Below are 16185 nucleotides of genomic sequence, written 5' to 3'. Positions count from 1 at the left end.
GACCTGTCTGGCCCAACCCGGACCACCCGGACCCACCCGGGCGGCTGGGTCCGGGTGGGGTGGGCCGGTGCCGTCAGGTGGTGGCAGGCTGCGTCAGGACCTCTGCGCCGTCCTCGGTGATGGCGACGGTGTGCTCGCTGTGGGCCGTCAGGCAGCCGGTCGCGCTGCGCAGGGTCCACCCGTCCGCGTCCGTCACGAGCTCGGCCGTGTCAGCCATGACCCAGGGCTCCAGGGCGAGCAGGAGGCCGGGCCGCAGCCGGTAGCCGCGGCCAGGGCGACCTGTGTTCGACACGTGCGGGTCCTGGTGCATGCTCGACCCGATGCCGTGGCCGCCGAACTCCGTGTTGACGGCGTAGCCCGCCGCCGTCAGGACGCTGCCGATGGCGTGGGAGATGTCGCCGACGTGCGCACCCGGTCGGGCGGCCGCGATGCCCGCGGCGAGAGCCTGCTCGGTGGCCTCGATCATCTCGGTGCTCCCCGTGGGCCTCGAGCTGCCCACGACGAAGCTGATCGCCGAGTCGGCGACGACGCCCCGCAGGGAGACCGCGAGGTCGAGCGAGAGCAGGTCGCCGTCGGCGAGCGTGCGGTCGTGGGGGAGGCCGTGCAGCACCGCGTCGTTGACCGACGTGCAGACGTGGTGGCCGAAGGGGCCACTGCCGAACGAGGGCGCGTAGTCGACGTAGCAGGACAGCGCCCCCGCGTCGGCGATCATCTCCCTCGCCCAGTGGTCGAGCTCGAGCAGGTTGGTGCCGACCGCGCTCCGGCTCCTCAGGGTCTGCAGGATCGCGGCGACGAGCGCGCCGGCCTCGCGCGCCCGACCCAGCTCGGTCGGGTTCAGGATCTCGATCATGCTGGCCTCTCTCGTCCAATAACTATCCCGGCAATGTTATCCCGGTGAGCTAGAATCCGCTGCATGGTCAGGCTTCCGCTCACCCCCGCCGAGCTGGCCCGCGGGCAGCGTCTCGGGGCGCTCCTGCGTCGCGCCAGAGGGGAGCGCTCGATGCTGGAGACCGCGCTCGACGCCGGGGTCTCACCCGAGACCCTCCGCAAGATCGAGTCGGGCCGGGTCGCGACCCCCGCCTTCCCCACGATCGCCGCCATCGCCGACGTGCTGGGGCTCTCGCTCGATGCGGTGTGGGCCGAGGTCAACGTGCACGGGGCCGAGGCCGGCGCCGAGCGCAGGAGCCGCCGGCGTAACGACCGCAGGACCGACGCGCCCGGTCGGGTCGGCGACCTCGCGTCCTAGGGCCGCCCCGGGACGTCATCTGGCGCACGGTGGCCGGAGGCTCACTCCCCGAAACCGGGGTCGAGCTCCTCGGGGGACACCCCGAGCAGCCCCGCGACCTGCTCGGTCACGATGTCGGCGACGAGAGCGGCCACGTCGCGCCGGTCGGTGACCCGGGTCTCGACCGGTCGCCGGTAGACGACGATCCGGGCCGGACGGGCGCTCGTCGCCGGGAAGAGCCGGCCGAGCGGCACCTCGCGGTGGTCCCACGGGGCCGGGCCGCGGGGTACGTCCTCGACCGCGAACTCCACGGCCGGGAAGGCGCGCCCACACGTCGCCTCGAGGCGGGCAGCCGCGTCGAGGACGAACCCGTCGAACTCGTCACGGCGCGAGACCATCGCCGGGACCGGCGGCCAGGCCAGCGGTCCGCGACGGCCGCGACCGTGCCGGTCACGCGGTCGGCGACGCCCGGAGCTGCGGGGGGAGGCGGTGTCCACGAGCCCACTCTAGATCGGCCGCCACGATCCACGCCGCCGCCGCGGACGGCATACGCCGGCGGTCATCTCGTGCTGGGACGGCGTGGTGATTCGTCCATGTCCGGAGGGCGGGCTAGAGTCCCGGATCGTGGGTCTGACACGTGGTTGCTCGAAGACGGGATGCGCCCGTCCCGCCGTCGCAACCCTGACGTATGCGTATGCCGACCGCGCCGTCGTCGTGGGGCCGCTCGCGACCTACGCCGAGCCGCACACCTACGACCTGTGCCTCGAGCACGCGGAGCGCATGACGGCTCCCCGTGGCTGGGAGGTCGTGCGCGTGGGTGGGGAGTTCCCCGAGCCCGCCCTGGCGGCCGACGACCTGCTCGCCCTGGCGGACGCCGTGCGCGAGGCGGGCCGCCCACGGGCGAGCCGGCCGGCCGAGACCCGCACGACCTCGCGTGGGCAGGCGAGCGCCGAGGCCGACTCCGGCGCCGTGGAGTCCGGCCGTCGCGGACACCTGCGCATCCTCAAGGACTCCTGACCACTAGGGTGTTCGGCGTGCCCCACCTCGCAGACTTCGTCAAGGCCTACGACGTGCGTGGACTCGTCCCGGACCAGCTCTCGCCCGAGGTGGCCCACTCCATCGGTGCCGCGTTCGCCGAGGTGGTCGCGGTGCCCGACGGGTCCGACGGCGTCGTCATCGGCCACGACATGCGTCCCAGCTCGCCGGAGCTCTCCGCGGCCTTCGCCGCAGGCGTGACCTCCCGTGGCGTCGACGTGACGCTCATCGGGCTCTGCTCGACGGACGGGCTCTACTACGCCAGCGGTGCGCTCGACCTCCCCGGCGCCATGTTCACGGCCAGCCACAACCCGGCGCAGTACAACGGCATCAAGCTCTGCCGTTCTGCGGCACGGCCCGTGGGCCAGGACTCGGGTCTGGCCGAGATCCGCGACCTCGCCCAGTGGATGCTCGGCGGAGGCACCGGCCTGGCCCTGCCCGCCGGCGGACCCGGTTCCGTCACGACCCGCGACCTGCTCGGCGACTACGCCGCCTTCCTGCGTGGCCTCGTCGACCTCTCCGGCTCGCGTCCGCTCAAGGTCGTCGTCGACGCCGGCAACGGCATGGGCGGCCACACGGTCCCCGCGGTGCTCGGGACGGGCGCCGGCCTGCCGGAGCTGCCGCTGGAGATCGTGCCCCTCTACTTCGAGCTCGACGGCACGTTCCCGAACCACGAGGCCAACCCCCTCGACCCGGCCAACCTCGTCGACCTCCAGGCCGCGGTCCGCGAGCACGGCGCCGACATCGGTCTCGCCTTCGACGGCGACGCCGACCGCTGCTTCGTCGTCGACGCCGACGGGGAGCCGGTCTCGCCGAGCGCCGTCACCGGCCTCGTCGCGGTCCGGGAGATCGACCGGGCCCGGGCCGGCGGCGACACCACGGTGTCGATCGTGCACAACGTCATCACGAGTGCCGCGGTGCGCGAGATCGTCCTCGAGGCCGATGCCACGCCGGTGCGCACGCGCGTCGGGCACTCGTTCATCAAGGCCGAGATGGCCCGCGCCGGAGCGGTGTTCGGTGGGGAGCACTCCGCGCACTACTACTTCCGCGACTTCTGGTTCGCCGACACCGGGATGCTCGCGGCGATGCACGTGCTGGCCGCCCTCGGCGAGCAGCCGGCCCCGCTGTCCGAGCTGTGCGCCGAGTACGAGCGTTACGTCGCGTCGGGTGAGATCAACTCGACGGTGACCGACCAGGCCGCGGTCGTCGAGCAGGTCCGCGCCTGGGCGCAGGTCCGCGGCGCCACGACCGACGTGCTCGACGGGCTCACCGTGAGCAGTCCCGCGGGCGAGGCGCCGATGTGGTGGTTCAACGTGCGCGCCTCCAACACCGAGCCGCTCCTGCGCCTCAACGTCGAGGCAGCCGACCGTGAGACGATGCAGGACGTGCGCGACGAGCTGCTCGCCCTCATCCGGTCGGGCGCCGACGGCGCCACCGCACCACCCCACGAGGGCGGCCCCGCCGCCGCCCAGGACGCAGGAGACGCTTCGTGAACCAGAGCCAGCAGACGATCGAGCCGTGGCTGCGCGGGATCATCCGCTGCCCGCAGTGCAAGGGCGAGGTGATCGACGCGACCCACGCCGGCGATGACGCCGCCGCCGCTGCCGGCGCCTCGTCCGCAGGCACGTCGGTGACCGAGCTGCGCTGCGACACCTGCCACCTCGCCTACCCGGTCGAGAACGGGGTCCCGGTCCTCCTCGTCGACCTCGCCCGCCGCACCGACAGCTGATTCCGGTGGGCGCCGTGTTCGACGAAGCCCGCCTCGACGACGAGGGCGCCCTGAGCTCCCTCGACTCCAGCGACACGCTCCGCGCCCTCGCGGGAGCCGGCGCCCAGGTGCGGCGGACCATGGCGGCCGCGGGGGAGGCCGGACTCGACCGGTTGCGTGACGTCGAGCCGCGTGGCGTCGTCGTCGCGGCCGCAGGCGGGTCCGTCGCCGTCGCCGACCTCTTCGAGGCCGTCTCGCGCGGCGCCGCTGCGCTCCCGGTCCAGAGCTGCTCCTCCGGATCGCTGCCGGGGTGGGTGGGGGCGCTCGACGTCGTCATCGCCGTGTCGCAGTCCGGCCGGGCGGCCGGGACCCTCGCCCTCGCCGCGGAGGCCGCCCGTCGTGGCGCGTTCCTCGTCACGGTCGGGGCCGCGGGGTCCCCGCTCGCCGACGTGTGCGCCCGGGCGCACGGGGTCCACGTCCCCATCGACGTGGGGGGTTCGTCGTCGCGCACCTCGGTGTGGGCCCAGGCCACCCCGGCGCTGCTCGCCGCCGACGCCATGGGCATCGCCTCGGTCAGCCACGCGACGTTGACCGAGCTCGCCGACCTGCTCGACCGCGTCGCCACCGACGCGCGCCCGTCGTCCGAGTCGTTCGTCAACCCGGCCAAGATCCTCGCGACCGAGCTGGCCGAGTCGACCCCGATCGTCCTCGGGGAGGGGCCCTTCGGTGACGTCACGGCGCGCCGAGCCGCTGCGATGTTCGGGCGCACGGGCCGCGTCCCGGTGGCCCACGGCTGTCTGCCCGATGCGGCGAGCCAGATCGTGGCGTGCTTCGACGGACCGCTGGCCCCCGGTCAGTCGGGCGGGGGCGGCAACGACGACATCTTCGCCGACCCCTTCGTCGACGGCCCGAGCCGGCTGCCGTTGCGCCTCATCATGCTGCGCGACACCTCGGCCGGCGACGGGCACGAGCTCGCCGACACCGTCGTCTCCGTCGCCGAGGACGCCGGGGTCCGGGTGTCGCTCGTCGACGCCCCGGCGGCCGACCCGCTGCTGCGCCTCGCGCACCACGTGGCCCTGACCGACTTCGCCGCGACCTACCTCGCCCTCGGCTTCGACTTCGACCCGGCCACCTCGCCGCACGTCCGCCTCCTGCGGGGTGCGCGCGGGGCGTGAGGCCTCCGGCCCGACGGTCGTGTGCCGTGGGACCACGACGTGAGCCCGCGGCCCCGTCCCGGGTGGGCGGGGAGCGCCGACGTAGGCTGCGAGCGTGACCCAGCACTTCGACCTCGCCATCATCGGGAGCGGCTCGGGCAACTCGCTCGTGACGCCCGACTTCGACGACAAGCGCGTCGCCGTGATCGAGGGCGGGACCTTCGGCGGCACCTGCCTCAACGTCGGCTGCATCCCGACCAAGGTGTTCGTCTACGCGGCCGACATGGCGCGGGACGTGCGCGAGGCCGGTCGCTACGGCGTCGACGCGACCCTCGACGGGGTGCGCTGGGCCGACGTGCGCGACCGCGTCTTCGGTCGCATCGACCCCATCTCCGAGGGCGGGCGTCGCTGGCGAGCCGACGGGCCCAACACGACGGCGCTCCTCGGTCACGCGCGCTTCACCGGCGACCGCACGCTCACGGTCGACCTCGCGGACGGCGGGCAGCAGACGCTGACGGCCGACCAGGTCGTCGTGGCGGCCGGCGCCCACCCCGTCGTGCCCGAGGTCGTCACGGAGTCCGGGGTGCCGTTCCACACCTCCGACACGATCATGCGCATCGACGCGCTGCCCGAACGGCTCGCGATCCTCGGTGGCGGCTTCATCGCGGCCGAGATGGCGCACGTCTTCGCCTCGTTCGGCGTGCACGTCACGGTCGTGGCACGGTCCTCGACCCTGCTGCGCCACCTGGACACCGACATCGCGCAGCGGTTCACCGACCTCGCGCGGGAGCAGTGGGACGTGCGCACCGGCGCCACCGTCGCCCGCGTCGAGCCCGGCAGCGGAGGGGCCGGCGTGCGCCTCCACCTCGACAGCAGTGCCGTGGTCGACGCCGACCTGCTGCTCGTGGCGACGGGACGCCGGCCCAGCACCGCCGACCTCGGTGTCGAGGCCGGCGGCCTGCGCCTGCTCGACGACGGACGCATCGAGGTCGACGAGCACGGCCGCACGAGCGCCCCCGGCGTGTGGGCCCTCGGTGACGTCAGCGCGCCCTACCAGCTCAAGCACGTCGCCAACGCCGAGGCGCGGACCATCGCCCACAACCTCGTGCACCCCGACGACCTGCGCCGGCTGCCGCTCGAGCACGTGCCGTCGGGCGTCTTCAGCCACCCCCAGATCGCCACCGTCGGCCTCACCGAGGCCGAGTGCATCGACCAGGGGCGCGCGCACGTCACCAAGGTGCAGGCCTACGGCGACACGGCATACGGCTGGGCCATGGAGGACACGACGAGCGTCTGCAAGCTCGTCGCGGACCCGACCACCGGCCTGCTGCTCGGCGCCCACCTCATGGGGCCACAGGCGACGACGCTCATCCAGCCGCTCGTGCAGGGGATGGCGTTCGGCACCCCGGTGCGCGACCTCGCCCGGGGGCAGTACTGGATCCACCCGGCGCTCGCCGAGGTCGTCGAGAACGCCCTGCTCGGCCTGGAGCTCGACGCCCCCGCCTGAGCGCGTTCCCAGCGGACTCCCAGACCGCCCTAGGATGACGCCATGGCAGGCGGACTGGTAGCCCTACTCGACGACGTCGCGGCGCTCGTGAAGCTCGCGGCGGCGTCGGTCGACGACGTGGGCGCCGCCGCGGCCAGGGCCAGCGTCAAGGCCACCGGCGTCGTCGTCGACGACACCGCCGTGACCCCGCGGTACGTCCAGGGCCTCGCTCCCGAGCGCGAGCTGCCGATCATCAAGCGGATCGCCCTCGGCTCGCTGCGCAACAAGCTGCTCGTCATCCTGCCGGTCATCATGGTGCTCAGCCAGTTCGTGCCGTGGCTGCTGACGCCGATCCTCATGCTCGGTGGCACCTACCTCGCCTACGAGGGCGCCGAGAAGGTCTGGGAGATCGTCTCGGGCCACCGCGAGGAGCAGGCCGAGGTCGGGGAGGTCGACGAGAACGCGGTCGTGACGGGGGCCGTCCGCACCGACTTCATCCTGTCCGCGGAGATCATGGTCATCGCCCTGAACGAGGTCGACACCGAGCCGTTCCTGGCGCGCCTCATCATCCTCGTCATCGTCGCCCTGCTCATCACGGCGCTCGTCTACGGCGTCGTGGGTCTCATCGTCAAGATGGACGACGTCGGGCTGCACCTCGCCGGGCGCGAGTCAGGCACCTCGCAGCGGGTCGGTCGGGGCCTCGTCAAGGGCATGCCGAAGCTGCTCTCCGTCCTGTCGACCGTCGGCATCGCCGCGATGCTGTGGGTCGGTGGGCACATCCTGCTCGTCGGCGTCGACGAGCTGGGCTGGCACGCCCTCTACGACCTCGTGCACCACCTCGAGGAGGGCGTCTCGGGCGTCGGCGGCGTCGGCGGCTTCCTCGCGTGGGTCGTCAACACCCTCGCCTCGGCCCTGGTCGGGCTCGTCGTGGGCGGGCTCGTCGTCGCCGTCCTGCACGTCCTCCCGCGCCGCGCCAAGCCCGACGAGGGCGCGGCGGCGCACTGAACCGCTCGGCTCGAGCCGGCCGTGTGGCGTATGCCGTGTGCTGACCGATCGTGGAGTCGCCGAGGAGGCCTCGGGGCGGCAGCTGCCTCAACTCCGCCGGGGCGGGCTTGAGGTGGCGGTTCGGGTCCGGTGACCGCCACTACTCCGCCGGGGCGGAGTAGTGGTGGCGGTTCGGGTCCGGTGACTGCCACTACTCCGTCGGGGCGGAGTGGGCGTGGCGACGCAGGTTCGACACGGCATTCGAGGACGACGCCCTCCCGCGGCTAGACTGGGCGACTGCCGGCGTGGGTGATGACCCGCCACGAGAGCCCAGAGGGGCGCGCCGGGTCTGCACACCGACGATCAAAGGAAACGATCACTCATGTCCTTCGACTACAAGGTTGCCGACCTGAGCCTCGCCGAGGCCGGCCGACACCAGCTCCGACTCGCCGAGCACGAGATGCCCGGCCTCATGGCGATCCGCGAGGAGTACGCCGCGAGCCAGCCGCTCAAGGGCGCCCGCATCGCCGGCTCGCTGCACATGACCGTCCAGACGGCCGTGCTCATCGAGACCCTCACCGCGCTCGGCGCCGAGGTCCGCTGGGCCTCCTGCAACATCTACTCGACGCAGGACGAGGCCGCCGCGGCCGTCGTCGTGGGCCCGAAGGGCTCCGCCGACGACCTGCAGGGCGTTCCCGTCTTCGCCTGGAAGGGCGAGACCCTGCCCGAGTACTGGTGGTGCACCGACCAGATCCTCACCTGGCCCGGCGGTGAGGGCCCGAACATGATCCTCGACGACGGCGGCGACGCCACGATGCTCGTCCACAAGGGCCGCGAGTGGGAGCAGGCCGGCCAGGTCCCGCCCACCACCGACGAGGACTCCGAGGAGTTCGGCGTCTTCAAGGAGCTCGTGCGCCAGACGCTGGCCACCGACCCGCAGAAGTGGACGACGGTCGCCGCCGGCATCAAGGGCGTCACCGAGGAGACCACGACCGGTGTCCACCGCCTCTACCAGCTGGCCGAGGCCGGCGAGCTGCTCTTCCCGGCCATCAACGTCAACGACGCGGTGACCAAGAGCAAGTTCGACAACACCTACGGCTGCCGCCACTCGCTCATCGACGGTCTCAACCGCGCCACCGACGTCCTCATCGGCGGCAAGGTCGCCGTCGTCGCCGGCTACGGCGACGTGGGCAAGGGCTGCGCCGAGTCGCTCCGCGGCCAGGGCGCTCGCGTCATCGTCACCGAGATCGACCCGATCTGCGCGCTGCAGGCCGCCATGGAGGGCTTCCAGGTCGCCCGCCTCGAGGACGTCGTCGAGACCGCCGACATCTTCATCACGACGACCGGCTGCTACGACGTCATCACGGCCGAGCACATGACGAAGATGAAGAACAAGGCCATCGTCGCCAACATCGGTCACTTCGACAACGAGATCGACATGGCCGGCCTCGGTCGCGTCCCGGGCATCCAGAAGACCGAGATCAAGCCGCAGGTCCACGAGTGGACCTTCACCTCGGGCAGCTCGATCATCGTCCTGTCAGAGGGGCGCCTGATGAACCTCGGCAACGCCACCGGCCACCCGAGCTTCGTCATGAGCAACAGCTTCAGCAACCAGACGATCGCCCAGATCGAGCTCTTCACGAAGACCGGCGACTACGCCAAGCAGGTCTACACCCTGCCGAAGCACCTCGACGAGAAGGTCGCCCGCCTGCACCTCGACGCCCTCGGCGTCCGGCTCACCGAGCTGACCAAGGGTCAGGCCGAGTACCTCGGCGTCGACGTCGCCGGCCCCTACAAGCCGGAGCACTACCGCTACTGATCCGTTCCCCGTCGGCCGTCGCCCACGGGCCAGGAGCACGAGAACGTATGCCGTCCCCCTCGCGAGGGGGACGGCATACGTCGTTCCCGGGCGGGAGGACTCAGCCCGCGGCGGCGGGAGCACGCAGCAGCAGGTAGCTCGAGTCCCGCGCCGTCACGGTCCAGCGGGACTGCCGGACGAGCGCGTCGGAGACGGGCAGGTCCGTGGGGAGCAGCGCCCAGCGGCAGCCGGTCCGGCCGAGGTAGGACTGCCAGCCGGGCGCTGCGTCCTGGAAGGTCAGGTAGGCGTCGACGTAGGACACGGCATACACCTCCGTGCGACCGTCGATGGCCGGGCGGACGTTGGGATGCCTCCAGATGAGCCATCCGCCGATGCCGTAGTCGTTGCACAGCACCGTCCCCGCCGGCAGCGCGGCGATCTGACGGTCGAGGTCGTCGGGACCGAAGCCCGGCTGCGCGCCACGGGACGGCGCGAGCAGGCCGGCGACGGCGAGCGCCGCCGCCGCGAGACCGAGGGTCAGGGCCACCTCGCGTCGCGCCACAGGCTCACGAGGCAGCCTCGCGACCCGGGCGACGGTGAGCGCCGCGAGCGGGGCGACGACGGCGGCGCCAACAGCGATGGTGCGCACGTAGAGCAGGGCGAAGCCGACCGCGAGCCCCATGAGGAGGATCTCGGTCCACGGCGTGGTGCGGCGCTCGCGCGACCAGACGAGCAGGGTCACGGCAGCGCAGACGAGGAACGCGACGAACGGGACGTCGGTCAGCGCCGGGGAGCGCCACTCCGCGACGAACTGGGCGTACTCCCGCACGGCGAAGGGCGCAGCCAGCAGCTGGGGACCCACCGGCGTCAGCGCGGCGGCGACGAGCGACGCCAGCGGGATGAGGGCCAGGCGCATCGCCGAACGTCCTCGGGCGGCACCGTCGAGGACGAGGCCGACCACCGCGACGACCCCGACGGCCACGCCGACGAACCACATCCCGTGGCTGCACGCCCAGGCCCATGTCAGCGGGACGAGCCACCAGCGGGGGCGGCCGTCGCGGCGCATGGCCAGCCACGCACCGGTCGTCACGGTGGCGCAGGCGAACGACACGAGGTGCGGGCGCAGCGACAGGCTGCCGCTCATGGCCACGAGCGCGACGACGAGGACGAGCGTCGTGACGAGCAGGGGTGCCTCACGGCGCAGCACGAGCCACAGGCAGAGCGCGATCGCGGCGACGCCCACGGGCAGCAGCCACGAGACGCCGGCGAGCCCGAAGGTCTGTTGGGTCAGGCTCATGACGAGCTCCGGCAGCCACTCGTGCAGCCGCCACGGCTGCGTCGACATGGTGCTGAAGGGATCGGTGCCGCTGAACGACCACGTCTCGCGCAGGTGGTCACCGGCCGCGAGGTGCCAGAACGTGTCGGGGTCGCTGACGGGCCGGGCCGCGCGCAGCACCGCGAAGAGGACGACGAGGCCGGGCAGCGCCTGACGCAGCAGCAGCGGCAGCCCGGAGGCTCGGTCAGCCACCGGCCGCTCGGCGCCGGCCGGCTCCGGGACGGGCGCGGCACGATCCCGGGTATCGCTCCTCACCTGCAGATCATGCCGCGCGACCATGAGCATCGGGGCGTTTCGGGCGATTCGCCCCGATTCCCGCCTTCTGATCGCCGACCGGTGCAGGGCGGCCTCAGCCGGTCGCGACGCCGGGCGCCGTGGGAGGATCGGAGGACTCACCGCTCACCGTCTGGCAGGGACCCTCCATGAACAAGCTCCTGGCCGGTGCACTGGCACTGGCGCTCTCCGCCTCGCTCGCCGCCTGCTCGAAGTCCGTCGACCCGACGGCGACACCGACCTCGGCAGGCTCGTCGGCGGGCTCGTCGGCGGGCTCGGGCGCGACGACCCCGACCGACTCGATGTCGGCCGCGACGACCGACGACACCGGAGCGAGCACGGGCGCGGCCACCGTCGGACCGGTCGACCAGTCGACGCCCGAGTCGGTCATGACCTCGTGGCTCGAGTCCATGGTGGCGGGCGACGGCAACACGGTCTGCGGGCTCATGGCCACGGGAGGCAAGGCCATCTCGAGCATTCCCGGGGCCGCTGCGGCCTGCGGCAAGACGATCACGCCGATGCTCGACCAGATCAAGGAGCTCGGCGCGGCGTTCAAGGGGCTCAAGATCAGCGGGGCCACCGTCAAGGGCGACCAGGCCACTTTCGAGAGCGTCACGACCGAGCCGGCCCTGGCCGCCGACGTCGTCGCGAGCTTCAAGGCCGCCAAGATCGGCGGCAAGTGGTACGTCACGCAGGGCTGAGCCCGGCCGCCTGAGACTCACGACCACGCCGGCGAGGACGGCCCGCCGTCACCCGGCCACGGGTGCCGGTGTGGGCCGATGAGCGTCAGCGGTCGGTCAGGCGTGTGTGATGATTTGGTCAGGACATACGGGGCGCGTGATCCGCGGCCTCGGGAAGGAGTCTGACGTGAAGGGTCGGGTACTGGTCGTCGACGACGACCTCGCACTCGCCGAGATGCTCGGGATCGTGCTGCGCAACGAGGGGCTCGAGGTCACGCACGTGGCCGACGGCTCCGAGGCGGTGGCCGCCTTCCGCGAGTCGCGGCCCGACCTCGTGCTGCTCGACGTCATGCTCCCGGGGCTCGACGGGATGGAGGTCTGCCGCCGCATCCGCTCCGAGAGCGGGGTGCCCATCGTCATGCTGACGGCCCGCACCGACACGGTCGACGTCGTCGTCGGGCTCGAGTCCGGCGCCGACGACTACGTCGTCAAGCCGTTCAAGCCGCAGGAGCTCATCGCCCGGGTGCGCGCACGCCTCCGTCGCGGCGACGAGCCGGCCCCCGAGCGGCTCACCATCGGTGACCTCGAGATCGACGTGGCCGGACACTCGGTCAAGCGGGCGGGGGAGTCGCTGTCGCTGACCCCGCTCGAGTTCGACCTCCTCGTCGCGCTGGCCCGCAAGCCGTGGCAGGTGTTCACGCGCGAGGTGCTGCTCGAGCAGGTCTGGGGCTACCGTCACGCGGGCGACACCCGCCTCGTCAACGTCCACGTGCAGCGGCTGCGCTCGAAGATCGAGCACGACCCGGAACGGCCCGAGATCGTCGTGACCGTCCGCGGGGTCGGCTACAAGGCGGGTCCGTCCTGAGATGACGGAGCGCGCGGCCGGGAGCGGACCCGCGGGCGTGGCCTCGCGGGTCGGTGCTCCGCTGCGCGCGGGCTGGCGGCGGGTGCTGCACCTGTGGCGGGCCTCCTTGGGCTTTCGCGTCGTCATCGTCACGATGCTGCTCGGCATCCTCGTCCTCACGGCGGTGGGCACCTACCTCTACGGCTCGATCGCCCAGGGACTCGTCGACAGCCGGCAGCGGATCGCCTCCGAGGACAGCCTGCGTGACGCGACCGACGCACAGGGCCAGTTCGACTCGACCGACCAGACCGACACCCAGGCCAAGCTGACGCAGTTCGCGACGACGCTGATCAACACCTACCGTCGCGACGCCGGCAACGAGACCCGCTACGTCGTCCTGACGCGGTTCGACAACAACAACTCGCCGTTCATCGTCGGCCCGATCGAGAGCGGCAGCGTCGGGGTGCGGTTCATCCCCGACGAGCTGCGCCAGCAGGTCGCGGGCCAGCCGGACCGCCAGCACCTCCAGGTCGCGACCATCGACGAGGGCGGCGGCAGCATCTCGGCGGTCATCGTCGGCCAGAAGGTCGAGCTGCCCGTGGCCGGCAACTACGGCCTCTACTTCATCTACCCGATGGACCGTGAGCGCGAGATCATCAGCTTCATCGGGCAGACGTTCCTCTTCGGCGGGGCCGCGCTCATCCTGCTCATCGGCGCCATCGCCTTCGTCGTGACGCGTCTCGTCGCCGACCCCGTGCGCCGGGCCGCGGCGGTCGCGGAGCGCTTCGCCGAGGGCAACCTCAACGAGCGCATGCGGGCCAAGGGGGAGGACGACCTCGCGCGTCTCGGCAACTCGTTCAACGGCATGGCCGCCTCGATCCAGCAGCAGATCGCCCAGCTCGAGAACCTCTCGCGCGTGCAGCAGCGCTTCGTCTCGGACGTCTCCCACGAGCTGCGCACCCCGCTGACGACGATCCGCATGGCCGGTGACCTGATCCACGACTCGCGCGGCGACTTCGAGCCGACGGTCGCGCGGTCCGCCGAGCTGCTCCGGGGCGAGCTCGACCGCTTCGAGTCGCTGCTCAGCGACCTGCTCGAGATCTCCCGCTTCGACGCCGGGGCGGCGGTGCTCGAGGTCGAGGCGAGCGACCTGCGTGCCTGCGTCGAGCGGGCCGTCGACGCGCACCGCACGCTCGCCGCACGCAAGGGCACCCAGCTGGTCGTCAACGCCCCGACGAGCCCGGTGGTCGCGGACATGGACTCCCGCCGGATCGAGCGGATCCTGCGCAACCTCGTCGCCAACGCCATCGAGCACGGCGAGGGCAAGCCCGTCGAGGTGACGATCGGGGCCAACGACTCCGCGGTCGCCGTCACGGTGCGCGACCACGGCGTCGGCCTCCGACCCGGTGAGGCGGCCCTCGTGTTCACGCGCTTCTGGCGCGCCGACCCGGCCCGCGCGCGCACGACCGGCGGGACCGGCCTCGGACTTGCCATCGCGCTCGAGGACGCCCGGCTGCACGCCGGTCGCCTCGAGGCCTGGGGCGCCCGCGGCGAGGGGTCGTGCTTCCGCCTGACCCTGCCGCGCCGCGCCGACGCGACGATCACCAGCTCGCCGCTGCCCCTCAGCCCGCTCGCGGGCGAGGCGGCCCGGTTGCGGGCCAGCGGCGACGACCCCGACGACTCCCCACCCTCCGGACTCGGTCGTCCCGCCGACGACGACACGCTGCGCCTGCGCCGCATCGTCGTGGAGCGCGCGCCGTGAGATCCCGCCGGTTCGCGGCGCTGCTCCTCGTCGCGTCCACGGTGCTCGCGGCCTGCGGTGGCCTCCCGGGCACCGGTCCGGTCGTCGAGGGACGCCCGCTCGGCGAGGTCATCAACGAGCCCGTGCGCGTCGTGGCCGTCGGTCCCGTCGACGGCGCGAGCCAGGAGGCCATCGTCCGAGGCTTCCTGCGAGCGGGTGAGGACACCGACGAGACGCACGCCACGGGGCGGTCCTTCCTCGCGCCCCAGTCGGTCGACCTCTGGAGATGGTCGAGCGAGGACGTCGTGGTCTACGACGGGGACCTCACCGTCAAGCAGCTCGGGGACGACAACGTCCAGGTCACGGCCACCGGGATGGCCCGCCTGACACCCGACGGCCGCTACATCGAGCAGCCTCCGGGGACCCGCGAGAAGGTCACCTTCGGGGTGACGAAGGTCGGCGGGGAGTGGCGCATCGAGCTCCCGGCCACCGGCTTCGGGCTGTGGCTCGACAACGACCAGTTCAACCGCGTCTACGTCAGGCGCTTCATCCACTACGTCAGCCGCAACGGGCGCGACCTCGTGCCCGACGCCCGTTGGTTCCCCATCGGGACCCGGCTGGCGACCACCCTCGCTCGGGCCCAGCTGAGCGCCGTGCCGCCCTACCTCTCCGGCGCCGTCTCCACGGGCGTGCCGACCGGAACGCGGCTGGCGGTCAACGCCGTCCCCGTCACGGCCGGCAAGGCCCAGGTGAACCTCAGCAGCCAGGCGCTCTCGGCCGACCCTGCCAACCGGGCCGCGATGTGGGCACAGCTGACGAAGACGCTGAGCCAGGTCTCCTCGGTGGCCTCGGTGTCCCTCGCCGTCGACAACACCCAGCTCGAGCTGCCGGGCGGGGTGACGTCCGTGTCGTCGGCGGCCGACCTCGGCTACGACACGGTGCCGCAGAGCATCTTCGACACCGCCCTGCTGCGCAGCGGCGACGCGATCCGCCGGTTCGACCCGCGCTACGTCCCCGACACGCAGGCCTCCAAGCGGCCCGACCTCAAGCCGAAGGACGGTGACATCGCCCGGGTGCCCGACACGTGGGTCGACCTCGCGCTGTCCGACGACGGCAAGCAGGTGGCAGCCGTCTCGGCCGACCGGAGCGAGCTGTCGATCTGGCGCGCCACCGAGCAGACGCGGTCCGTCCCCCCGTTCGCCACCTCGCTGACGAAGCCGGTCTACGACGCCAACGGCTACCTCTGGACCGCCGGACGCGACAGCAAGGGTGACGAACGCGTCTTCGTCCTCGACTCCGCCTCGAGCGACCCGAAGACGGCGGCCAAGGCGATCGACACCCCCTGGCTCGGACAGCGCCGCGTCACGGCGCTCGCGGTGTCGCCCGATGCGGCGCGCATGCTCGTCATCACCACCGACCGGTCCGGGGGGGACGTGCGGCTGGGGCTCACCGGGATCGTGCGCGCCACGAACGGCGAGCCGCAGTCCCTGGCCGAACCGCTCGACCAGGCGCAGTCGCTGACCCGCATCCAGGACGTCACCTGGCTCGACCCCGCCACCTTCGCCGTGCTCGGACAGGTCGGGGAGAAGGACCCGATGCGTCCCTGGCTCGCCTCCATCGGGGCGGGCGTCGACGGGACGCGCCCGGGCATCGGACGGCTCAACGCCGTTCCCGGCGCGGTGCGGATCACGACCGTCGGCGGCCCGCGGGGCATCCTCATCGTCACGAGCGACAAGCGGGTGCTGGCTCGTGCCGGCACCAACTGGCCCCTCATCGAGCGCGGCAGCGACGTCCTCGTCCCCGGCAGCTGACCCGTCCGCGAGCTGTCTCCACACCCCCGGTCACGGCGGCCGTCCGTCCCCAGCCGGTGCTCGAACCGTCGCGCCGGAGCGTCGGGAGGGCTGTGCTGGGGGGATGTCGA

General features: G+C 72.6%; 15 protein-coding genes. 12 read left to right on the top strand and 3 right to left on the bottom strand.

Features of this window, described 5'->3' with window-relative positions; genetic code table 11:
• Window positions 1–73: 73 nt before the first annotated feature.
• Window positions 74–850, bottom strand: coding sequence for a type I methionyl aminopeptidase (map, locus tag TAE01_RS10725; RefSeq protein ID WP_147066244.1), 777 nt, complete (start codon window positions 848–850; stop codon window positions 74–76).
• Window positions 851–913: 63 nt separating this feature from the next.
• On the opposite strand from map, the gene TAE01_RS10720 reads away from it, so the two are divergent.
• Window positions 914–1246: a helix-turn-helix domain-containing protein gene (locus TAE01_RS10720; protein WP_147066242.1), complete on the top strand. Its 333-nt coding sequence runs from the start codon at window positions 914–916 to the stop codon at window positions 1244–1246.
• A 41-nt stretch (window positions 1247–1287) separates the two neighbouring features.
• Here the strand turns inward: TAE01_RS10720 and TAE01_RS10715 are convergent, their stop codons facing one another.
• Window positions 1288–1722 carry a metallopeptidase family protein gene (locus tag TAE01_RS10715; protein WP_186815153.1) on the bottom strand — a complete coding sequence of 145 codons (435 nt, stop codon included), beginning with the start codon at window positions 1720–1722 and terminating at the stop codon, window positions 1288–1290.
• A 127-nt stretch (window positions 1723–1849) separates the two neighbouring features.
• Between TAE01_RS10715 and TAE01_RS10710 the strand changes: the two genes are divergently transcribed.
• The 7 genes from TAE01_RS10710 (at window position 1850) to ahcY (ending at window position 9411) form a co-directional block, all read left to right on the top strand.
• On the top strand, window positions 1850–2242 hold the full coding sequence (locus TAE01_RS10710) for a DUF3499 domain-containing protein (RefSeq protein ID WP_147066240.1): 393 nt from the start codon (window positions 1850–1852) through the stop codon (window positions 2240–2242).
• Between the two features lie 8 nt (window positions 2243–2250).
• Window positions 2251–3753, top strand: coding sequence for a phosphomannomutase/phosphoglucomutase (locus TAE01_RS10705; RefSeq protein WP_147066238.1), 1503 nt, complete (start codon window positions 2251–2253; stop codon window positions 3751–3753).
• Window positions 3750–3989: a Trm112 family protein gene (locus TAE01_RS10700; RefSeq protein ID WP_147066236.1), complete on the top strand. Its 240-nt coding sequence runs from the start codon at window positions 3750–3752 to the stop codon at window positions 3987–3989. The genes TAE01_RS10705 and TAE01_RS10700 overlap by 4 nt, the downstream gene beginning before the upstream one ends.
• A gap of 5 nt (window positions 3990–3994) precedes the next feature.
• Window positions 3995–5143 carry an SIS domain-containing protein gene (locus tag TAE01_RS10695; RefSeq protein ID WP_147066234.1) on the top strand — a complete coding sequence of 383 codons (1149 nt, stop codon included), beginning with the start codon at window positions 3995–3997 and terminating at the stop codon, window positions 5141–5143.
• A gap of 94 nt (window positions 5144–5237) precedes the next feature.
• Window positions 5238–6629 carry a mycothione reductase gene (locus TAE01_RS10690; protein ID WP_147066232.1) on the top strand — a complete coding sequence of 464 codons (1392 nt, stop codon included), beginning with the start codon at window positions 5238–5240 and terminating at the stop codon, window positions 6627–6629.
• Window positions 6630–6671: 42 nt separating this feature from the next.
• A complete protein-coding gene (locus tag TAE01_RS10685) occupies window positions 6672–7613 on the top strand; it encodes a DUF808 domain-containing protein (protein ID WP_147066230.1) in 942 nt (313 codons plus the stop codon).
• Between the two features lie 361 nt (window positions 7614–7974).
• Entirely contained in the window at window positions 7975–9411 is a 1437-nt protein-coding gene (gene ahcY / locus TAE01_RS10680) for an adenosylhomocysteinase (protein WP_147066228.1), read from the top strand.
• Window positions 9412–9511: 100 nt separating this feature from the next.
• On the opposite strand, the gene TAE01_RS10675 is transcribed toward ahcY, so the two are convergent.
• Window positions 9512–10918 carry a hypothetical protein gene (locus tag TAE01_RS10675; RefSeq protein WP_147066226.1) on the bottom strand — a complete coding sequence of 469 codons (1407 nt, stop codon included), beginning with the start codon at window positions 10916–10918 and terminating at the stop codon, window positions 9512–9514.
• Between the two features lie 230 nt (window positions 10919–11148).
• Between TAE01_RS10675 and TAE01_RS10670 the strand changes: the two genes are divergently transcribed.
• The 4 genes from TAE01_RS10670 (at window position 11149) to TAE01_RS10655 (ending at window position 16075) form a co-directional block, all read left to right on the top strand.
• The gene (locus tag TAE01_RS10670; RefSeq protein ID WP_246111266.1) at window positions 11149–11700 is read left to right on the top strand and encodes a hypothetical protein; all 552 of its coding nucleotides are present in this window, start codon (window positions 11149–11151) and stop codon (window positions 11698–11700) included.
• Between the two features lie 166 nt (window positions 11701–11866).
• Window positions 11867–12544, top strand: coding sequence for an MtrAB system response regulator MtrA (mtrA, locus tag TAE01_RS10665; protein ID WP_222594112.1), 678 nt, complete (start codon window positions 11867–11869; stop codon window positions 12542–12544).
• A gap of 1 nt (window position 12545) precedes the next feature.
• Window positions 12546–14285 (top strand): MtrAB system histidine kinase MtrB, encoded by a 1740-nt coding sequence (mtrB, locus tag TAE01_RS10660; RefSeq protein ID WP_246111265.1) that lies wholly within the window; start codon window positions 12546–12548, stop codon window positions 14283–14285.
• Complete coding sequence (locus TAE01_RS10655) at window positions 14282–16075, top strand: LpqB family beta-propeller domain-containing protein (protein ID WP_147066223.1); 1794 nt, start codon at window positions 14282–14284, stop codon at window positions 16073–16075. The genes mtrB and TAE01_RS10655 overlap by 4 nt, the downstream gene beginning before the upstream one ends.
• The last annotated feature ends 110 nt before the right edge of the window (window positions 16076–16185 follow it).

Source organism: Terrabacter aerolatus, from assembly GCF_007991735.1.
In the GTDB taxonomy this organism is placed as follows: Bacteria; Actinomycetota; Actinomycetes; order Actinomycetales; family Dermatophilaceae; genus Terrabacter; species Terrabacter aerolatus.
The sequence above is the reverse complement of the archived record's forward strand: the minus strand, read 5'-3'. Positions and strand labels throughout refer to the sequence as shown.

What these genes read in the sequence shown, in the direction of transcription:
- map (WP_147066244.1), bottom strand. Translation starts at nt 850, where the DNA reads ATGATCGAGATCCTGAACCCGACCGAGCTGGGTCGGGCGCGCGAGGCC.
- TAE01_RS10720 (WP_147066242.1), top strand. Translation starts at nt 914, where the DNA reads ATGGTCAGGCTTCCGCTCACCCCCGCCGAGCTGGCCCGCGGGCAGCGT.
- TAE01_RS10685 (WP_147066230.1), top strand. Translation starts at nt 6,672, where the DNA reads ATGGCAGGCGGACTGGTAGCCCTACTCGACGACGTCGCGGCGCTCGTG.
- ahcY (WP_147066228.1), top strand. Translation starts at nt 7,975, where the DNA reads ATGTCCTTCGACTACAAGGTTGCCGACCTGAGCCTCGCCGAGGCCGGC.
- TAE01_RS10670 (WP_246111266.1), top strand. Translation starts at nt 11,149, where the DNA reads ATGAACAAGCTCCTGGCCGGTGCACTGGCACTGGCGCTCTCCGCCTCG.
- mtrB (WP_246111265.1), top strand. Translation starts at nt 12,546, where the DNA reads ATGACGGAGCGCGCGGCCGGGAGCGGACCCGCGGGCGTGGCCTCGCGG.